This is a genomic window from Chryseobacterium sp. HMWF035 (genome assembly GCF_003094695.1).
Classification (GTDB): domain Bacteria; phylum Bacteroidota; class Bacteroidia; order Flavobacteriales; family Weeksellaceae; genus Chryseobacterium; species Chryseobacterium gambrini.
Genome location: NZ_QEHP01000041.1, coordinates 1 through 16,995 on the forward strand (window position 1 = coordinate 1; position 16,995 = coordinate 16,995).

Sequence of the window (16,995 nt, forward strand, 5' to 3'; positions counted from 1 at the left end):
TTTTCATATAACCGCTGCTTAAAAACTTAATAAAAAAAGCCATCCCGGAAGGATAGCTTTATTATATTGTATGTAAAAATCTTTTTATTTTGAAGTTTTAGCACCTTTCCATGTTCCGGCTCTTGTAGGCGTAGGAACTGCATTAGACCATGTTCCCGTAGCTTTTTTGTCTTCTCTTGTGAAAGTTCCTCTGAATTCGCCATCTTCAGGAAAACCGATCGTTGCAACAAGATCTCCGGATTCGCTAAGATGTCCTGAAATATAATAGTTTTCTGTCGTCTGATCAGAATGTAATGTTCCGGTTACTTTTCCGTCGGTAGCTACCACTACATTCCAGTCGCCTTTTTCGGTTCCTTCGTACGTTCCCGCCCAGGTTCCGATGAAATCATAAATTGTATCTTCATCTTTGCCACAACCAACGAATAAGAAAGCTGTTAATAAAAGTAAAAATATTTTCTTCATAGTTTACAAGTAGTTAAACAATATTTGTGGAGAATACGGGGATCGAACCCGTCACCTTTAGACTGCCAGTCTAACGCTCTAGCCAGATGAGCTAATTCCCCCTGTTTTTTCTTCAAAATTCCGAAGCCGTACAAAAGTAAGTATTTAAACCACATATACAAACATTTTATTACATTTTCTTTAAAAACTGATGGAAATATCTGTAAATATTTTAGCAGAAATGATTTTTTTAAGACCAAATAAAAAACGCATACAGAAATGAATCCGTATGCGCTTTTCTTTTTACTTTTATTGTCAGAATTTATTTCCAACCGCCGCCGAGAGCCTGATAAAGCTCTATTCCGGCTTTCATTTTACTGTACTGTGCATTGGCAATATTCAATTCTGCATTTAAAGAATTAACACTTGCATTCAGTACCTCAAGATAATTCGCCATTCCGTAGTTTACTAATTCCTGAGAATAGTTTACGGAATTTTTATAATTCACCAGTTCTTTCTGTTTTAAATCGATGTACTGATCCTGAACGGAATACACTCTTATGGCATCAGAAACTTCTTTTCCTGCGGTAAGAATGGCTTTTCGGAAATTCAGATAAGCGGTTTCCTGATTAGCAAGACTTACTTCGTAATTGGTTCTGATGGCTCTTTTGTTCAGCAACGGCTGTGCAAGACCTGCAACAACGTTCGCAAATAAAGAATTGACACTGAAAAGGTGATCGATATCCACCGACTGAACGCCTCCGCTTCCTGTTAATTTTAAAGTCGGATAAAACTGTGCTTTTGCAGAATTTGTCAGTTCGAAAGCATTCATCAGATTATATTCCGCTCTTTTTACATCCGGTCTGTTGGATAACAGTTGTACAGGATATCCTAATTTAAGATCAATCGGAACATTCTGATTTTCCAAAGATGAACGTTCAATGGTATGAGATGGCTCTCCCATCAGAAGACTCATGGTGTTCTCCAGCAACTGAATCTGTGTATCAATATCAATCAACAAAGATTTTGCGTTGTACACCAAAGCTTCACTCTGCTGAACTGCAACTTCCGTTAAAGTTCCCGCCGTCTTCAATGCTTTTGTCGTCTCTAAATTCTGCTCACGTACTTTAATGGTTTCTGTGATGATTCTTTTCTGGGCATCATAGGTAAGCAACTGATAATATGATGAAGCCACAGAAGCAATAAGGTCTGTTTTTACGGCTTTATGAGCTTCCACAGTCCCTAAATATGTTGCTAACTGCGCTTTTTCCTGTGCTCTGAGTTTTCCCCAAATATCGGCTTCCCAACCAAGACTTGCCGTAATATCGAACTGATTTACATATCGTCTTTCTCCGATAATCTGCCCAAACTGGGTATTGATAGACTGGGTCTGGAATGTATAATTCGGTCCTATTGATAAGGTTGGCTCATACGCTGCCTTGCTTTGTTTTAAATAAGATTCTGCTGAAGAAATACTCTGTAAAGCAATTCTGATGTCCAGATTATTTTCCAAAGCCTTTGTAATATGTCCCTGAAGAACAGGATCTGTGAAGATTTCTTTCCAGGAAACATTCGCGATATTGGTGCTGTCTGTAGGAAGCATATCTGTACGGTAGAGTTTTTCGTCTACCACATTATCCGGTCTCTGGTATTCTTTTCTCGCCATACACGATGATACGGCGGCAAGAACAGCGACTGAAAATGTTATTCCTTTTATGATGTTTAAAATACTCTTCATTATTTGAAGTTTAAGGTTTAAAGATCAGGGCTTTTCAGTTTTTAGTTATTATTTAAACTTTACATCAAAAACCCCGAACTCACTTAATTTTATTCTGCTAAATTGATTTCTTTCGGTTTGATCGGTTTTACTTTCTCCTGTAGATATTCAAAAATGACATATAAAACAGGGATCACGAAAAGTCCTAAAATAGTTCCTATCAACAAACCGATTGCTGCACCTGTTGCGATGGATCTGTTTCCTACCGCCCCGATTCCGCTTGCCAAAACCAATGGCAATAAACCGAAGATGAAGGCAAATGAAGTCATCAGAATCGGTCTTAATCTCGCTTTAGCCGCATTAATTGCCGACATAACGATGGTTTCACCGTGATGTCTTCTCTGAACGGCAAATTCCACAATCAAAATCGCATTCTTTGCTAATAAACCGACCAACATAATCAGGGCAATCTGGAAATAAATGTTATTTTCCAAGCCCATGATTTTCTGCCCGAAATAAGCTCCCATCACTCCAAGAGGAAGAGAAATCACTACAATTAAAGGAAGAATATAACTTTCATACTGTGCAGAAAGAATGAAATAAACGAAGATTAAACTCAATCCGAAGATCAAAACTGTCTGAGATCCGGAATTTAACTCCTCTCTTGAAAGCCCTGTAAATTCTACATCATAATTCTGGTTCAGGGTTTCTTTCGCTACCTGCTGCACTGCTGAAATAGCATCTCCGGAACTGAATCCCGCAGAGTTTGCTCCTGTAATTTTCACTGAAGTAAAGAGGTTATAACGGCTCACCGACTGTGGTCCGTAAGCTTTGGTAAGCGTTACAAACTGTGAAATCGGCGACATGGCTCCGGAACCTGTTTTTACGTAGAGTTCGTTCAGGTTTTCAATATTCTGTCTGTTTTCAGGAAGTGCCTGAACCATTACCCTGAACTGTTTTCCGTATTTTGTAAAATCGGCTGTATAAACTCCTCCAATGTATCCCTGCATCGTTGCTAAGATATCACTTACAGAAACTCCCAACTGTTTAGCCAAAGGAACATTGATCTTCATTTCATACTGAGGATATTTTGTATTGAATGAGGTCTGGGCAAAATCGATTTCCGGTCTTTCGATCAGTTTCCCGATAAATTCATTGGTTTTTGTATCTAAATCTGCATATTCTCCTCCTGATTTGTCTAAAAGCACCATTTCAAAACCGGCACTGCTACCAAAACCGGGCACACTCGGCGGCTGGAAGAAAACCACTTTTGCATCCTGAACTTTTCCTGAAATTCCGAATAATTTTTTCGTAATGTCTTCAGAAGTCTGTCCGTCTTTTTTACGGTCTTCAAACGGTTTTAGTTTAATGAAAGCCAAACCGTTGTTGCTTCCGTTTCCGGATAAGAATCCTCTACCGGTGGAAATCGTAACGTTCTGTACTCCGGGAACTTTTAAAGCGTTTGCCTGAAGCGTCTTCAATGCATTGTAGGTTCTTTCCATAGATGCTCCCGGAGGAAGCTGAACATCGGTAAAGATAATTCCGCGGTCTTCCGTAGGTACGAAACCTTTTTTCATGGTAGAACTCGCCCAGTATAAAATTCCGCCTGTTACAGCAAAAATAATCAGCGTAACCCATTTATGTCTCAGTAAGAAGATGAATCCTCTTCCGTAACGTTCTGTTGTTGTTTTAAAAGCAATATTGAATTTATAGAAAAACTTCTGAATGAAATTTAAATTCTTATATTCTTTATGGTGCGCATCGTGAGGTTTTAAGAATAATGAACATAAAACCGGACTCAACGTCAATGCATTGATCGCAGAAATAATAATCGCTACAATAAGAGTGATCCCGAACTGCTGATAAAAGACTCCGGTAGGACCTGTAATGAATGTTACCGGAATAAATACAGATGCCATTACCAAAGTAATTGAAATAATTGCTCCTGTAATTTCGTCCATTGCTTCCACGGTTGCTTTTTTGGCATCCGAAATACCGTGTTCCATTTTGGCATGAACGGCTTCGACGACGACAATCGCATCATCCACAACAATACCGATCGCAAGAACCAAAGCAAATAATGTTAACAGGTTTAATGAATATCCGAATAAATTCAGGAAGAAAAAGGCTCCCACAATAGAAACCGGAACCGCAATTGCAGGAATTAAGGTAGATCTGAAATCCTGCAAGAAGATATATACCACGATGAAAACCAAGATGAACGCCTCAATTAAGGTATGAACTACTTTTTCGATAGAAGCATCCAAAAACTCGTTCGTATCAAAGTTGAAGGTGTATTTAATTCCTTCCGGAAAACTTCCTTCGGCTGATTTCAGATATGATTTAATGTTTTTAATAATATCCTGCGCGTTGGAACCCGGTGTCTGGAAAATCCCCATACTGATGGAAGGATTGTTTCCGTTTTCCCCGATTCCGGTGTAAGACTGTCCTGCCAATTCTACTTTGGCAACGTCTTTTAACATTAAATTCTGTCCGTCTGGTAAAGATTTAATGATGATATTATCGTACTGTTCCTTATCGTTGAATTTCCCTACATATTTAATGATATATTCGAAAGAGCTTCCGCTGTTTTGTCCGATAGAACCTGCGGCAGCTTCTCTACTCTGCTCATTGATGGCATTGGTAACATCGGTAGGCGTTAATCCGTAAGCTGCCATTTTAGCAGGATCCAGCCAGATTCTCATCGAGTAATTTTTACCTCCGAAAACATTGGCATCTCCTACTCCGTTAATCCTTTTTAAGTTAGGAATAACATTGATGTTCAAAAAGTTCTGAAGATATACATCATCCAGATCTTTATTTTCAGAATAGAAAGACATATACATTAAAGCACTTGTCTGCTGTTTCTGCGTAACTACTCCGGAACGTGTTACTTCACTTGGAAGTAAAGGAGTTGCTCTTGCGACACGGTTTTGTACGTTTACCGCCGCAATGTCCGGATCAATTCCCTGCTTAAAAAATACCTGAATCTGTGCAGAACCGTCATTTCCGGCAGATGAAGTAATATAATCCATTCCTTCCACCCCGTTAATCTGTTCTTCCAAAGGAACAACCACACTTTTCATTACGGTTTCTGCGTTCGCTCCGGTGTAGTTTGCCGAGACACTTACCGTCGGCGGCGCAATATCAGGATACTGCGTTACGGGTAACGAGATCAGTCCTAAAACACCGAGAATCACAATTAAAATTGAGATTACGGTAGATAAAACCGGTCTGTTGATAAAATTTTTAATCATTAGAATTTCGGTTTTATAGATTGAACAAGACTATCCATTTTCACAGGTTTCTTTATCACGGCAGTTCCCGGTTTCAGACCTCCGATTCCTGCAGCAACTACGGTTTCCCCTTTGTTGACTCCGGATTTTATCAATGCCATATTGTCGATTCTGTCGATCACATTAATCACCACATTTTTTGCAGTGTCTTTGTCCACTTTATATACGTAAACAATTCCCTGCTGTTCGTAAGTTGCACTTTCCGGAACTACCAGAACATTGTCGTAACGTTGAGGGAATCTTATGGTTCCGCTGTTTCCGTTGCTTAAAAGTTTCTGCGCATTGGTAAACGCAACTCTGAACTGGATGGTTCCCGTTGTAGGATCGATCTGTCCTGTAATTGCTTCTATTCTTCCTTTCTCAGGATAAAGACTTCCGTTGGCAAGCTGTAATTCCACCATCGGAAGGTTTTTTATTTTTTCGGGCATAGATGCACCCGGAGATTTTTCAAGGAAATCAAAATATTCTTTTTCATTCATTGAAAAGTAGGCATAAATCTGAGAAGTATCTGAAATGGTGGTTAAAGGAGTCTGATCTGAAGGGCCCACCAAACTTCCCACTTTTAAAGGAAGCTTTCCGATTACTCCGGAAATAGGCGCACGAATAACAGAATATTCGATATTGGCTTCTACTCCTTTATAATTGGCAACTGCCTGACTTTTAGCAGCCTGCGCCTGTTTTAGCTGCGCCTGAGCCTGTGCTAAATTTGCCTGTGCGCTCTGTAACTGAACATTGCTGATGATATTTTTCTGAACCAGCGGTTTAAGTTTGTTCACTTCAACATTTGCCGCCGCAACAGCAGCCTGAGCTGCCGCAATATTGGATTCTGCAGCACTGATTCCTGCTTTTGAAGCCGCTGCATTTTCGTTCAGAATATTGGTTTCCAGACGGAAAAGCGGCTGTCCTTTGGTTACGTATTGTCCTTCATCCACCAAAACCTGAGTAATATAACCCTGAATTTTAGCACGGACATCGTTATTAACTTTCCCCTGAATGGTAGCCGGAAAAGTCTGATAGCCCACTATATTTTTCGCCTCCACATTTACGACAGGATACGGTTTCGGACCGTCCTGTTTGGGAGCTTCTTTTTTGCAGGCTGTTAAAGAAAGAGCTGCAACAGAAAGTATAACTAGCTTATTATTCATTTTTATAGTTTATTAAGAGATTCCTGAATATTTTTAATGTTCCTGTTTAAAAGAGCTTTATAAGCATCCATCTTTTCATTGTAATCGTCATGATTTTTTTTAAAATTGTCTAAATCATCCAGTAGTTGTAATTCGTCTTGCATTTTTTGAACTATTTTTTCAAATCTTATCTTCTTATAACCGTCATTGATGAAAAAATACCGTTTCCTCTCGTCCATTTTGTTGTGATCTACGATGAGCTCTGCGTTCAGCAGTAAAGAAATACTTGTGGAGACCGAACTTTTGCTCGCGGAAAGCACTTCCACAAACTCATCAAAAGTAATGCCCACTTTATCATAATCGAATAAAAGGTACGCGTAAATCTTTGAAGCTAACGGCGGAAGGCTGAAAATGGTACCGTAGAACTTTACGGCATTCTGAAAAATTTTTTCATCAATTTCTATACTCTTATGCATTGTATATAAATTTGAAACAAAAATAGAAATTAGTTCTGAACTAAACGAACAAACCTGATAGAGTTTATAAATATCAGGCTTTTTAAAATTTCAATGAAAACGGATTTAACTTTTGGACTAAAAAATAATCTTCTCAAAGGCTTTTCTTACGCCTCCCGCGAGAACAACTTCACCGCAGTAGCTGTAGCCTTTGTTCTCAAGAATTTTCAGCATCGGAATATTATCATAGTTGGTATCAACCTTAATGCTCTGAATTCCATGAGATCTGGTGAATTCTTCAATATGGTCGAAAAGAATTTTTACCATTCCCTGTCCTGCAAATTTTTCATCTACAGCAACTCTGTGGACCACGACGAATTCTCCGTTACTTAGCCAGGCTCCTTCAATGGTGCTGTATGCGGGTTCATCATTCAGGATTAAAGCAACGTAAACAGAAATTTCTCCATTTACCGTCATTACATATCCGAAACCTTTTGCAATATCGCTTTCCACGGTTCCCAAATTCGGGTAACCTTCCTGCCATTGCGTACTTCCGTCTTTTCTTCTTCTTTCGATTGCCTGCTGCAGAATATTCCAGATTATATCTCTGTCTTCAATTTCTGCTCTTCTCAGCTTAATTTCCTGTGCCACGTTTATTCTATTGATTTTAAGTTTGTTTATTAAGAATCAGCTTTATTATTTCTGTATCTGATCTTTAAAAATATCATCACAATCAGCATAATTAACATTAAAACGTTTGTAATCCAAAGAGGTTTTGCATCCTTCATCATTCCGTAAACAGCCCAAAGCAAAGCGTTTAAAGTAAGAAATGATAAAGTGACCATTGAAAGGTCTTTTCCGGATTTTGTCTTCCATAATTTGATTACCTGTGGCAAAAAAGAAATGGATGAAATTAATGCTCCCGAATAACCAATTATCTGCTCTATCATATTAGTATTTTTTGAATTATAACTTAAATATAATAAAAATAAAACAAAGATTAAACGTTAAACCACACTTATTTTATTGAAACAGAACGGTTTTTTATGCTAATTATTTCATGCAAACATATCATTATCAGACAAATAAAAAACCGAAAACTAATGATATTAATTTTCGGTTCGAAGTAGTAAAATTTAAAATTATGAAATTGTTTTTGTTAATTTTCACTTTGCTGAAGATATGCATCGATAATTTCGAATGCTTTTTTCTCATCTTCAAGTTTCACCATTACTTTCAGCGATGTCGCCGTGGGCGTGGTTGTAAAAGTAAGGTAATTGTTTTCTACTGAATTTTTAATCTGCGCATCATCCAGTTTAGACTTTATCAATTGGATTTCTGCAGGTTTGTCACTTTCAAAAACTGATACTCTTGTACTTCTTTCCATATTCTATCTCGTTTGAGTATCTAAATATATAACGTTTTTTTGAAAATCACAAATTTCAGCTTTTAAATTTTATGAATATTATTTTCGATTTTATCTAAAGCGATCTGAATTTCTTCTTTCGTAACGTTCAGATGCGGTCTGAAGCGAAGTGACTGATCTCCACATGAAAGGATGATCATTCCGTCGTTCCAAAGCTCGTCTCTTAATGCATTTCTCTGCTCAGAAGTCGGAAGATCGATGGCGCACATCAGTCCTCTTCCTCTTGCATTGGATAGTTTTTCAGGATATTTTTCCGCAAGACCGATTAATCCGTTCAGCAAATATTCTCCTACCACTCTTGCATTTTCCACAAGGTTTTCCTTTTCGATAACTTCCATTACCAACTGGAAACGTAGCATATCGATAAAGTTACCTCCGAAAGTGGAATTAATTCTTGAGCTTTCTCTGAAAACATTGTTCGGAACTTCATCAAATTTTTCTTTATTGGCTAAAACTCCGCAAACCTGCGCTTTTTTACCGAAAGAAATAATATCCGGTTTTGCTGTAAAATGTTCAAATGCCCACATTTTACCTGTAATTCCGATACCGGTCTGAACTTCATCAAAAATTAAAAGAATATCATGCTGATCGCAGATTTTTCTCAATCCCATTAAAAATTCGTCTCTGAAATGGTTGTCTCCTCCTTCAGCCTGAATCGGCTCAATGATGATACACGCCACTTTATCAGGATTCATTAAAATCGCTTCTTCGATATTTAATAAAGCCAGTCTTTCATTTTTAATGGTTTCTTCCAAATTCTCCTCCGTGATCGGGAAAGTAAGTTTAGGATTTAGGATTCTTGGCCAGTCGAACATCGGGAAATACTGATATTTTCTGGGATCTGAAGTGTTGGTTAAACTTAAAGTATACCCGCTTCTTCCGTGGAATGCCTGTCTGAAATGAATACAGATTCCTGCTTCCACATCAAGACCTTTTTCGAAATTTTTACGCGTTTTCCAGTCGAAACACGCTTTCAGAGCATTTTCCACACCTAAAGTTCCGCCTTCGATAAAGAAAGCATACTGCAATTCTTCAGGAATTACCACTCTTTCGAAAACTTCTAAGAAATGCGCATATTCCTCAGAATACACATCTGCCAAAGTGGGTTTGTTTACCGCCATTTTTCCCAGCCATGCCGATTTCTCAACGATATAGGGATGATTGTAACCGATGGATGCCGAAGCAAACATGGAAAACATATCTAAATATTCTCTGTCTGTAAGTTTATCATATAACCATGATCCGTGGGATTTTTCAATATCCATCACGAAGTCGAAACCATCTGCCAAAACGTGTCTGCCAACGGTTTCTTTTACTTTATTTGCTTTTATTTCAATTGTTTGTTCCATTTTTAAATAAAAATCTTAGGGGTGATTAAAATTTAATAATAATTTGAGACTTAAAAACCGGGACTTTAGATTTTTAAACTCATGAATGTTAGTTTTTTTAAAGATCAAACTTTATTCCCTGTGCTAAAGGTAAGTTTGTCGTATAATTGATGGTATTGGTCTGTCTTCTCATATAATACTTCCAAACATCTGATCCGGATTCTCTTCCGCCTCCGGTTTCTTTTTCTCCACCGAAAGCTCCGCCGATTTCCGCACCTGAAGTTCCGATGTTTACATTGGCAATTCCACAGTCTGAACCTGCATGAGAAAGGAATAATTCTGCCTCTCTTAAGTTCTGCGTCATGATTGCAGACGACAATCCCTGAGGAACATCATTCTGGATGGCAATTGCTTCTTCTAAAGTTTTGTATTTGATTAAATATAAGATGGGTGCGAAAGTTTCATGCTGAACGATTTCATAAGAATTCTTTACTTCAGCGATACATGGTTTTACGTAGCAACCCGATTCGTATCCTTTTCCTTTCAGAACTTCACCTTCCACGATGAATTTTGCACCTTCTTTTTTGCCTTTTTTGATGGCTTCCTGATACATATTTACCGCATCGGTATCAATAAGCGGTCCCACATGATTCGTTTCATCCAGAGGATTTCCGATTTTCAGTTGTCCGTACGCTTTTACCAGTCTGTTTTTCACTTCATCATACACACTTTCGTGGATAATCAGTCTTCTTGTGGAAGTACATCTCTGTCCTGCCGTTCCTACAGCTCCGAAGACAGCTCCGATAATTGACATATCAATATCTGCATCTTTAGAAATGATGATGGCATTATTTCCACCTAATTCAAGGATCGATTTCCCGAATCTCTGCGCAACATTCGCTGAAACCATTCTTCCGACTCTTGTAGAACCGGTGAAAGAAACTAGAGCAACTCTCTTGTCATCCACTAATTTCTGTCCGATTTCATGATCTGCAACCAATACGCTGGAAATACCTTCGGAAAGATTATTTTCCTTTAACACTTCGTTCATGATGTTTTGGCAGGCAATCGCGCAAAGCGGTGTTTTTTCTGACGGTTTCCAGATCGTAACGTTACCGCAGATCCATGCTAAAGCTGTGTTCCAAGCCCAAACCGCTACCGGAAAGTTGAACGCGGTGATGATCCCCACGATTCCCAGCGGATGATACTGCTCATACATTCTGTGTCCCGGTCTTTCCGAGTGCATTGTGTACCCGTGAAGCTGTCTTGAAACCCCTACTGCAAAATCGCAGATATCGATCATTTCCTGAACTTCTCCAAGACCTTCCTGCAGGGATTTTCCCATTTCATAGGAAACCAGTTTCCCCAAATCGTCTTTGTACTGTCTTAATTTCTGACCTAACTGTCTTACAATTTCCCCTCTTTTAGGAGCCGGAATCAGTCTGAACTCTTTAAAAGCTTTTTCAGCCGTCTCAATTACCTTGTCATAATCAGATTCTCCGGAAGTCTTCACTTTAGCAATCAGATTTCCGTCTACGGGAGAGTAACTTTCTATAATTTTCCCCGCTGCAAAGTATTTTCCGCCTACTGAAGTTCCTTTATTTTCATCCTTAATTCCTAGATTTTTGAGTGTTTTTTCGATTCCAAAATCCTTTACTTTTTTAGACATAAAAATTTTACTTTTCGTTTCCTCTAAAGATAGAAATATTATGCGAAACGCAAAATTTTAATTTTTTAACATGTTTTTTATTTGGACTAATTATAAACATAGTTATCTTTGTATAGGAATCATTTTTATTTCAGAAATGGAAAATAATAAGATCAATAAAGAACCTGCTACAGAGGAAAAAAAATCCTCCAAATGGAAAAGCCTTGTAAAAAAATTCGGGATCGGCGGAATTATATTTTTTACCGTAAAAGGAATTATTACTTCTACGCTGATCTATTTTCTGGGGAAAAATTTCTGGACGGTGATCTCCGATTATGTTACGGGAATATTTGATTAATTGATTGATACATACATACAAAAAGCTGAGAAATTTTCTCAGCTTTTGTTTTGGATTCAATGTCATTAGAAATGACCATATTTTTTCACCTATTCTTTCTTTTTCCTTCCTGAATTAATCAGGCTCTGATGCAGCAAATACTCAATCTGTCCGTTTACACTCCGGAATTCGTCATTTGCCCATTTTTCCAGAAGCTTGAAAGTAGACTCATCAATCCTTAAGACAAAAGATTTTTTGCCTTTATTTTCGGAAGGATTCTGAGCTTTTTCTGATTTCATTTTTGTTAATTCTTTTTGTTTTCAACGCAAATGGCGCAAAGATTTCTTTTAATTATTGTGAATATTTTTCGTTCGAAAAGGCGTTTCACTCAGCAAATGCTTTATGTTTATCATTCTGAATGAAAATTAGTGAGATGAAAAATATCGTTTTTTTTACTTTACTTTAAAGAGATTCTCCTTCGTCGAAATGACAAAATACATTGCAAATCTTTAATTATACAAAGTTCCGGCATTTAAAATGGGCTGTGCCGCTTTTTCCCCGCAAAGAACCACCATTAAATTGCTCACCATGGCTGCTTTTCTTTCATCATCCAGTTCTACGATATTTTCTTCTGAAAGCTTTTTCAGGGCTAAATCTACCATTCCTACAGCACCTTCCACAATCTTTGTTCTTGCCGCTACAATTGCCGTTGCCTGCTGTCTCTGCAACATCGCTCCTGCAATTTCCGATGCGTAAGCCAAATGTGAAATTCTTGCTTCCTGAATGGTAATTCCTGCCTTTGAAAGTCTTTCGGTAAGTTCCTGTTCCAGAATAGCGTTGATCTTTTCACCGCCTTCTCTTAAAGTAATCGGTGCATGATCGTCTTCTAAATTGTCGTAAGGAAAACTCATCGCCAAATGACGTACCGCGGCTTCACTCTGCATCTTTACAAAATCTGAATACCGTTCAACGTCAAAAGCCGCTTTGTAGGTATCTCCCACTTTCCAGACAATCACAACTGCAATTTCTATAGGATTTCCCATCTTGTCATTTACTTTCAGAGTTTGTCCCTGAAGATTTTCAGAACGGAGACTGATTTTCTGTGAGGAATATAAAGGATTGATAAAAAACAGACCGTTGTCTTTTACGGTTCCAACATATTTTCCGAAAAAGTTCAGCACTCTGGAATGATTCGGCTGAATAATCATTAATCCTTTCATAAAAAAGCAAAACAGAATAAATGACAATAATGATAAAACGACAAGCGTAACACTGTTATCGACACCGATTGCAAATAAATAAACGGAAACGGCAAACAATCCAAGACAAATGACCAAAGTAAGGTATCCCGACATTGGTTTTAAGATTTTTTCCATGATATTGATTTTTTAATTTGATACTATTTTGATATCATAAAGGTATAACTTTTTTCACATGAAAAATCATTTATTTTAAAATTTCTTTTGACTTGAATCAAAAGAAACAAAAATTCAAGACCCGGAATCTGAATGCTAAAAATTAAAATTTAATTCCTAAAATTCTCAAAACTTGCACGAGTCAGATATTTGTTCTTCGGTTCAATATTTGTGTCGTGCTTCGAACAGTGAGAATTTTTTAACGGATTAAATCTTAATTTTCTTAACGCTTCAGCTTCCTCTGTCGGTTAAATTCTAAGCACAAAAAATCCCTGAAAAATTAATTTCAGGGATTGTATGTATGATATTTTATTGATTATCCGTTATTAGTAATACTGCTTTTAAACGCAAAGGATCGCTAAGATTCTTTTTATATACTAACTGTTTTTAAGTTCGCAAAGGCGTTTCACTCAGCTAAGAACTCAAAGGGTTTTTAATTATGCCAAATTATGGAGAATCATTATCTTAAATTTATTTTTTATTTAAAATTCTGAACTTGTAATAAGATGCGGCTGATAAAAGTGCCATTGTTGCAAGTCCGATATAAACCCAAGCCGGAACCGGAACCGGATCTCCCGCTGCATAAGAGTGAAGTCCGCTCAGGTAATAATTTACTCCGAAATACGTCATGACCATTGAACAGAATGCAAACATAGTCGCTACGTGGAATGCCCATCTGCTTCTTAATCCCGGAACCAGTCTCATGTGAAGAACAAATGCATATACCATAATAGAAATGAATGCCCATGTTTCCTTCGGATCCCAGCTCCAGTATCTTCCCCATGATTCGTTTGCCCAAATTCCTCCTAAAAAGTTTCCTACAGTTAATGCAAACAAACCTATGGTTAAAGACATTTCAGAAACAATTACCAGTTCTTTCAACGTTGTATCGTGATGCAATTTATAAGTTTCTTTATTGGAAATGATATAAAATACCAAACTGATTACTGCAATGATCATCGACAGTGCAAAGAACCCATAACTTGAAGTTATAATTGCAACGTGAACAATCAGCCAATACGATTTCAATACAGGAACCAACGGCGTAATCTGCGGATCAAGAGCAGAACCTCCGTGAGCAAATCCCATCATAATAACAGCTACCATAAATCCGGCTGCAGGAATTAAGGCATTGGAATTTCTGTAAAGTAATAAACCTGCTGTAATACCTACCCAAGAAATGAAAATAATGGCTTCATACCCATTACTCCACGGAGCGTGACCGGAAATATACCATCTTGCCACCAAACCAAGGAAATGGAAAAGATATCCTACAATTCCTAAAACAATGATAACTTTAATTGCTTTGTTTAAAACTTTTTTAGGCTTAAATAATTCAACAAAACCTAAGATTAATAGCAATCCTCCGATTAATGTATAGAAGATCAACAATTTGAAGTTGATGTTCACTTTATTCATAAACACCTCAAGATCAACTTTAGATTTTGCGGGAACAACGGCTTTCCCCCATTTTTGCTGATATTCTGAAAGCTTCGCCAGTTGCGCATCTGCTTTTGACCAGTTTCCTGATTGCTGAGCCTGCAAAACTTCTGCAAAATAAGGACCCATAACCTGCTGAGATTCCATATCCGGTTCCATTTTCTGATCCAGCCATGAATGCCATGTGTGATTGGCGTCGTTCTTTACCGGAACAATTCTCATGAACTGACCGCTGAAAAATTCGTTGAAGATCTGAACTCTTTCGTTTACCGCAATCACTTCTTTATCATAATTGGTCTGTTCAGCCGGTTTTTTACGGAACGCAGTGTTGTAATCGCTTTCAAGGATATATCTTAAATTTCCGTTGGCATCTGCCGGGAAAAGATTCATTAAAGAAGTGTATCCGTCTTCGTCTGCTTTGGTTTTATTTTTCAGTTCGTCTCCGCCTTTTGTTCCTACTTTAATCATCGGAACCATTGTCCAGCTTGGCGTATCGATATTCACCGATAAAAACCATTGGTTTGCTGTTAAAGATTTTCCGTCTGTTCCTTTAAACTCGTCTTTTTTATAAAGCTTTCTTAAAACGTCCAGCGCTTCGGTATTGATCGGAACGATTCTTCCTTCAAAATTCTGCACCAAAAGATATCCAAATTTATCAGCATGTTCTGCGCTGATTTTATTTCTTGCAATAATTTCATCGGCAGAAACCACTTTCATTTTTGTGAACGGCTGCGCTCCCTGTGGCTTTAAAGTTTCTGAACTCTGAGCGTGACTGTGATTATCGCCTTCTACATGGATGTGTTCCCTGCTTCCGTCAGTTGTGCCATGCGTCTCAATTTTCTGGGCATTTAAGCCGAAACTCAACAATAATAAAATTACTGCTGCTGCTTTCTTTTTGTTAACGTCTTTCAGCATTTTGTTTAATTTCCAGAAGTGGGTTCCTTTCCAGAAGAACATAAAGAACATTCCCCCGAATAAGAATGTATACCCGATGTAGGAAATCAAAGTTCCCCAATAATCGTGGTTTACGGAAAGAACCGTTCCCATTCTGTCCGGATCGAAGCTCGACTGGAAAAAACGGTATCCTTTATGGTTCAGAACGTGGTTCATATAGATTTTAAAAGGAGTCTGTTTTCCTTCATCAATAATTTTAATGCGGCTTTCGTACGCACTCGGAGAAGAACTTCCCGGATAAGTTTCCATGATGAAATCATCCAGTTTAAGCGAGAAAGGCGTATTGTAAATTTTAGGACCGAAACCGATCATGATGTTCAGTCCGTCCATTGTTACCTGTTTGTAAGCATTCGGATTTCCTTTTTCTACCGAAAGATCTACCAGTTGCTTTGTTTTAGGACCCTGAAGTTCTACCGTTAACATATCCGGAACATTCTGATCTTTTTTTCTGTCGCCTTCAATCGCCATCAGTTTTCCTTTTTTAAGACCTTCCGGAACTACTAATTTTAATTCGTTGATGGAATATAAACTTCTTAAAGCCAAAGGCTGGAATTCATCTTTCACCGTTGTTCCGGTTGCCTGAGTTGCCATCGTCATATAACTTGCATCCACAGGAGTTTTGATGAACAGTTTCCCGCCTTCGTTTTTAAATTCAACCGCTCCTTCAATAGCTCTGTTGAACGTTACCAAAGTTCCGTTGATTGATTTTGTTTCGCCCGGCTTGATGAAAATATTCTGTCTTCCGGTTTGTCCTGTGGAAACCAAATGAAGATATTCTGCCCCATTCGGATCAGCCAGAAGACTGTCTTTTTTTCGCTGAACATATTCTTTGGCAACTACTTTTACCTGCTTTCCGTGGAAATCGTAGGTTGCTTCCAGATCCTTGTGCAAAGGAGACATTAAGTAAGGAATATCTTTATAATCAAGAACATCCCCTTTTTCTTCAATCTGTACTTTCAGAAAGTTTTTATCCGTTACGATTTCATTGGATGTTTCTCCTTCACGGATGTGCATTGTTCCTTCAAAACTGATGTATCTTGTGATTGCACCACCGATGAAGATGAGTATAAACGCAAGGTGAAACACCAGAACCGGCCATTTTTCTCTTTTCCAGAGTCTGTATCTTCCGATGTTACCAATGAAGTTGAGAATGAGCAGGAACATAATAAGTTCGAACCATTTTGCTTCGTAGATTAATGCTTTTGCTGTAGGAGTACCGTAGTCGTTTTCCAAGAACGTTGCATAAGCCATCGCAAATGCGTAAACCAGTAACAATACAGCCATTGTCCTGGTCGAGATAAGAATATCTTGCAGCTTCTTCATGATTTATATACTTGACATGCAAAAATAAGGATGATAAACCATAAAGACTCCAAAAAAAACTGTCATTTATCAGTTGAGACTGCTTTTAATC

At 38.0% G+C, this 16,995-nt stretch carries 14 protein-coding genes and 1 tRNA gene; 1 reads left to right on the plus strand and 14 read right to left on the minus strand.

Going from position 1 to position 16,995, the window contains the following annotated elements:
• Positions 1-84 precede the first annotated feature (84 nt).
• From DD829_RS06560 to DD829_RS06610, 11 genes are all read right to left on the minus strand, one after another.
• Entirely contained in the window at positions 85-462 is a 378-nt protein-coding gene (locus tag DD829_RS06560) for a hypothetical protein (RefSeq protein ID WP_076390280.1), read from the minus strand.
• A gap of 27 nt (positions 463-489) precedes the next feature.
• Positions 490-563, minus strand: a tRNA-Ala gene (locus DD829_RS06565).
• 200 nt (positions 564-763) lie between these two features.
• On the minus strand, positions 764-2,179 hold the full coding sequence (locus DD829_RS06570) for a TolC family protein (RefSeq protein ID WP_076390281.1): 1,416 nt from the start codon (positions 2,177-2,179) through the stop codon (positions 764-766).
• 89 nt (positions 2,180-2,268) lie between these two features.
• Complete coding sequence (locus DD829_RS06575; RefSeq protein ID WP_108408575.1) at positions 2,269-5,415, minus strand: efflux RND transporter permease subunit; 3,147 nt, start codon at positions 5,413-5,415, stop codon at positions 2,269-2,271.
• Positions 5,415-6,599, minus strand: coding sequence for an efflux RND transporter periplasmic adaptor subunit (locus DD829_RS06580; protein ID WP_108408574.1), 1,185 nt, complete (start codon positions 6,597-6,599; stop codon positions 5,415-5,417). The genes DD829_RS06575 and DD829_RS06580 overlap by 1 nt, the downstream gene beginning before the upstream one ends.
• A gap of 2 nt (positions 6,600-6,601) precedes the next feature.
• Positions 6,602-7,054 (minus strand): transcriptional regulator, encoded by a 453-nt coding sequence (locus DD829_RS06585; protein ID WP_108408573.1) that lies wholly within the window; start codon positions 7,052-7,054, stop codon positions 6,602-6,604.
• A 117-nt stretch (positions 7,055-7,171) separates the two neighbouring features.
• Positions 7,172-7,684, minus strand: a complete 513-nt coding sequence (locus DD829_RS06590) for a GNAT family N-acetyltransferase (protein ID WP_108408572.1) — start codon at positions 7,682-7,684, stop codon at positions 7,172-7,174.
• A gap of 29 nt (positions 7,685-7,713) precedes the next feature.
• Positions 7,714-7,983, minus strand: coding sequence for a SemiSWEET family sugar transporter (locus tag DD829_RS06595; RefSeq protein WP_116547636.1), 270 nt, complete (start codon positions 7,981-7,983; stop codon positions 7,714-7,716).
• Between the two features lie 209 nt (positions 7,984-8,192).
• The gene (locus DD829_RS06600; RefSeq protein ID WP_076390287.1) at positions 8,193-8,420 is read right to left on the minus strand and encodes a DUF2007 domain-containing protein; all 228 of its coding nucleotides are present in this window, start codon (positions 8,418-8,420) and stop codon (positions 8,193-8,195) included.
• Between the two features lie 62 nt (positions 8,421-8,482).
• Entirely contained in the window at positions 8,483-9,808 is a 1,326-nt protein-coding gene (gene lat, locus DD829_RS06605; RefSeq protein WP_076390288.1) for an L-lysine 6-transaminase, read from the minus strand.
• Between the two features lie 97 nt (positions 9,809-9,905).
• The gene (locus DD829_RS06610; RefSeq protein WP_076390289.1) at positions 9,906-11,456 is read right to left on the minus strand and encodes an aldehyde dehydrogenase family protein; all 1,551 of its coding nucleotides are present in this window, start codon (positions 11,454-11,456) and stop codon (positions 9,906-9,908) included.
• 136 nt (positions 11,457-11,592) lie between these two features.
• Here DD829_RS06610 and DD829_RS06615 point away from each other — a divergent pair, with 136 nt between their 5' ends.
• A complete protein-coding gene (locus DD829_RS06615) occupies positions 11,593-11,793 on the plus strand; it encodes a hypothetical protein (RefSeq protein WP_108411691.1) in 201 nt (66 codons plus the stop codon).
• A gap of 89 nt (positions 11,794-11,882) precedes the next feature.
• Here the strand turns inward: DD829_RS06615 and DD829_RS06620 are convergent, their stop codons facing one another.
• The 3 genes from DD829_RS06620 to ccsA all read right to left on the minus strand — a co-directional run bounded on the left by DD829_RS06620 (position 11,883) and on the right by ccsA (position 16,904).
• A complete protein-coding gene (locus tag DD829_RS06620) occupies positions 11,883-12,071 on the minus strand; it encodes an Arc family DNA binding domain-containing protein (protein ID WP_076390291.1) in 189 nt (62 codons plus the stop codon).
• Between the two features lie 210 nt (positions 12,072-12,281).
• Positions 12,282-13,148, minus strand: coding sequence for an SPFH domain-containing protein (locus DD829_RS06625; protein ID WP_076390292.1), 867 nt, complete (start codon positions 13,146-13,148; stop codon positions 12,282-12,284).
• A 510-nt stretch (positions 13,149-13,658) separates the two neighbouring features.
• Complete coding sequence (gene ccsA, locus DD829_RS06630; protein WP_108409740.1) at positions 13,659-16,904, minus strand: cytochrome c biogenesis protein; 3,246 nt, start codon at positions 16,902-16,904, stop codon at positions 13,659-13,661.
• Between the last annotated feature and the right edge of the window lie 91 nt (positions 16,905-16,995).

Bases quoted from the DNA above. Each gene is read 5' to 3' on its own strand.
- DD829_RS06560 (WP_076390280.1), bottom strand. From the start codon at position 462: ATGAAGAAAATATTTTTACTTTTATTAACAGCTTTCTTATTCGTTGGT.
- DD829_RS06570 (WP_076390281.1), bottom strand. From the start codon at position 2,179: ATGAAGAGTATTTTAAACATCATAAAAGGAATAACATTTTCAGTCGCT.
- DD829_RS06575 (WP_108408575.1), bottom strand. From the start codon at position 5,415: ATGATTAAAAATTTTATCAACAGACCGGTTTTATCTACCGTAATCTCA.
- DD829_RS06580 (WP_108408574.1), bottom strand. From the start codon at position 6,599: ATGAATAATAAGCTAGTTATACTTTCTGTTGCAGCTCTTTCTTTAACA.
- DD829_RS06585 (WP_108408573.1), bottom strand. From the start codon at position 7,054: ATGCATAAGAGTATAGAAATTGATGAAAAAATTTTTCAGAATGCCGTA.
- DD829_RS06595 (WP_116547636.1), bottom strand. From the start codon at position 7,983: ATGATAGAGCAGATAATTGGTTATTCGGGAGCATTAATTTCATCCATT.
- DD829_RS06600 (WP_076390287.1), bottom strand. From the start codon at position 8,420: ATGGAAAGAAGTACAAGAGTATCAGTTTTTGAAAGTGACAAACCTGCA.
- lat (WP_076390288.1), bottom strand. From the start codon at position 9,808: ATGGAACAAACAATTGAAATAAAAGCAAATAAAGTAAAAGAAACCGTT.
- DD829_RS06610 (WP_076390289.1), bottom strand. From the start codon at position 11,456: ATGTCTAAAAAAGTAAAGGATTTTGGAATCGAAAAAACACTCAAAAAT.
- DD829_RS06615 (WP_108411691.1), top strand. From the start codon at position 11,593: ATGGAAAATAATAAGATCAATAAAGAACCTGCTACAGAGGAAAAAAAA.
- DD829_RS06620 (WP_076390291.1), bottom strand. From the start codon at position 12,071: ATGAAATCAGAAAAAGCTCAGAATCCTTCCGAAAATAAAGGCAAAAAA.
- DD829_RS06625 (WP_076390292.1), bottom strand. From the start codon at position 13,148: ATGGAAAAAATCTTAAAACCAATGTCGGGATACCTTACTTTGGTCATT.
- ccsA (WP_108409740.1), bottom strand. From the start codon at position 16,904: ATGAAGAAGCTGCAAGATATTCTTATCTCGACCAGGACAATGGCTGTA.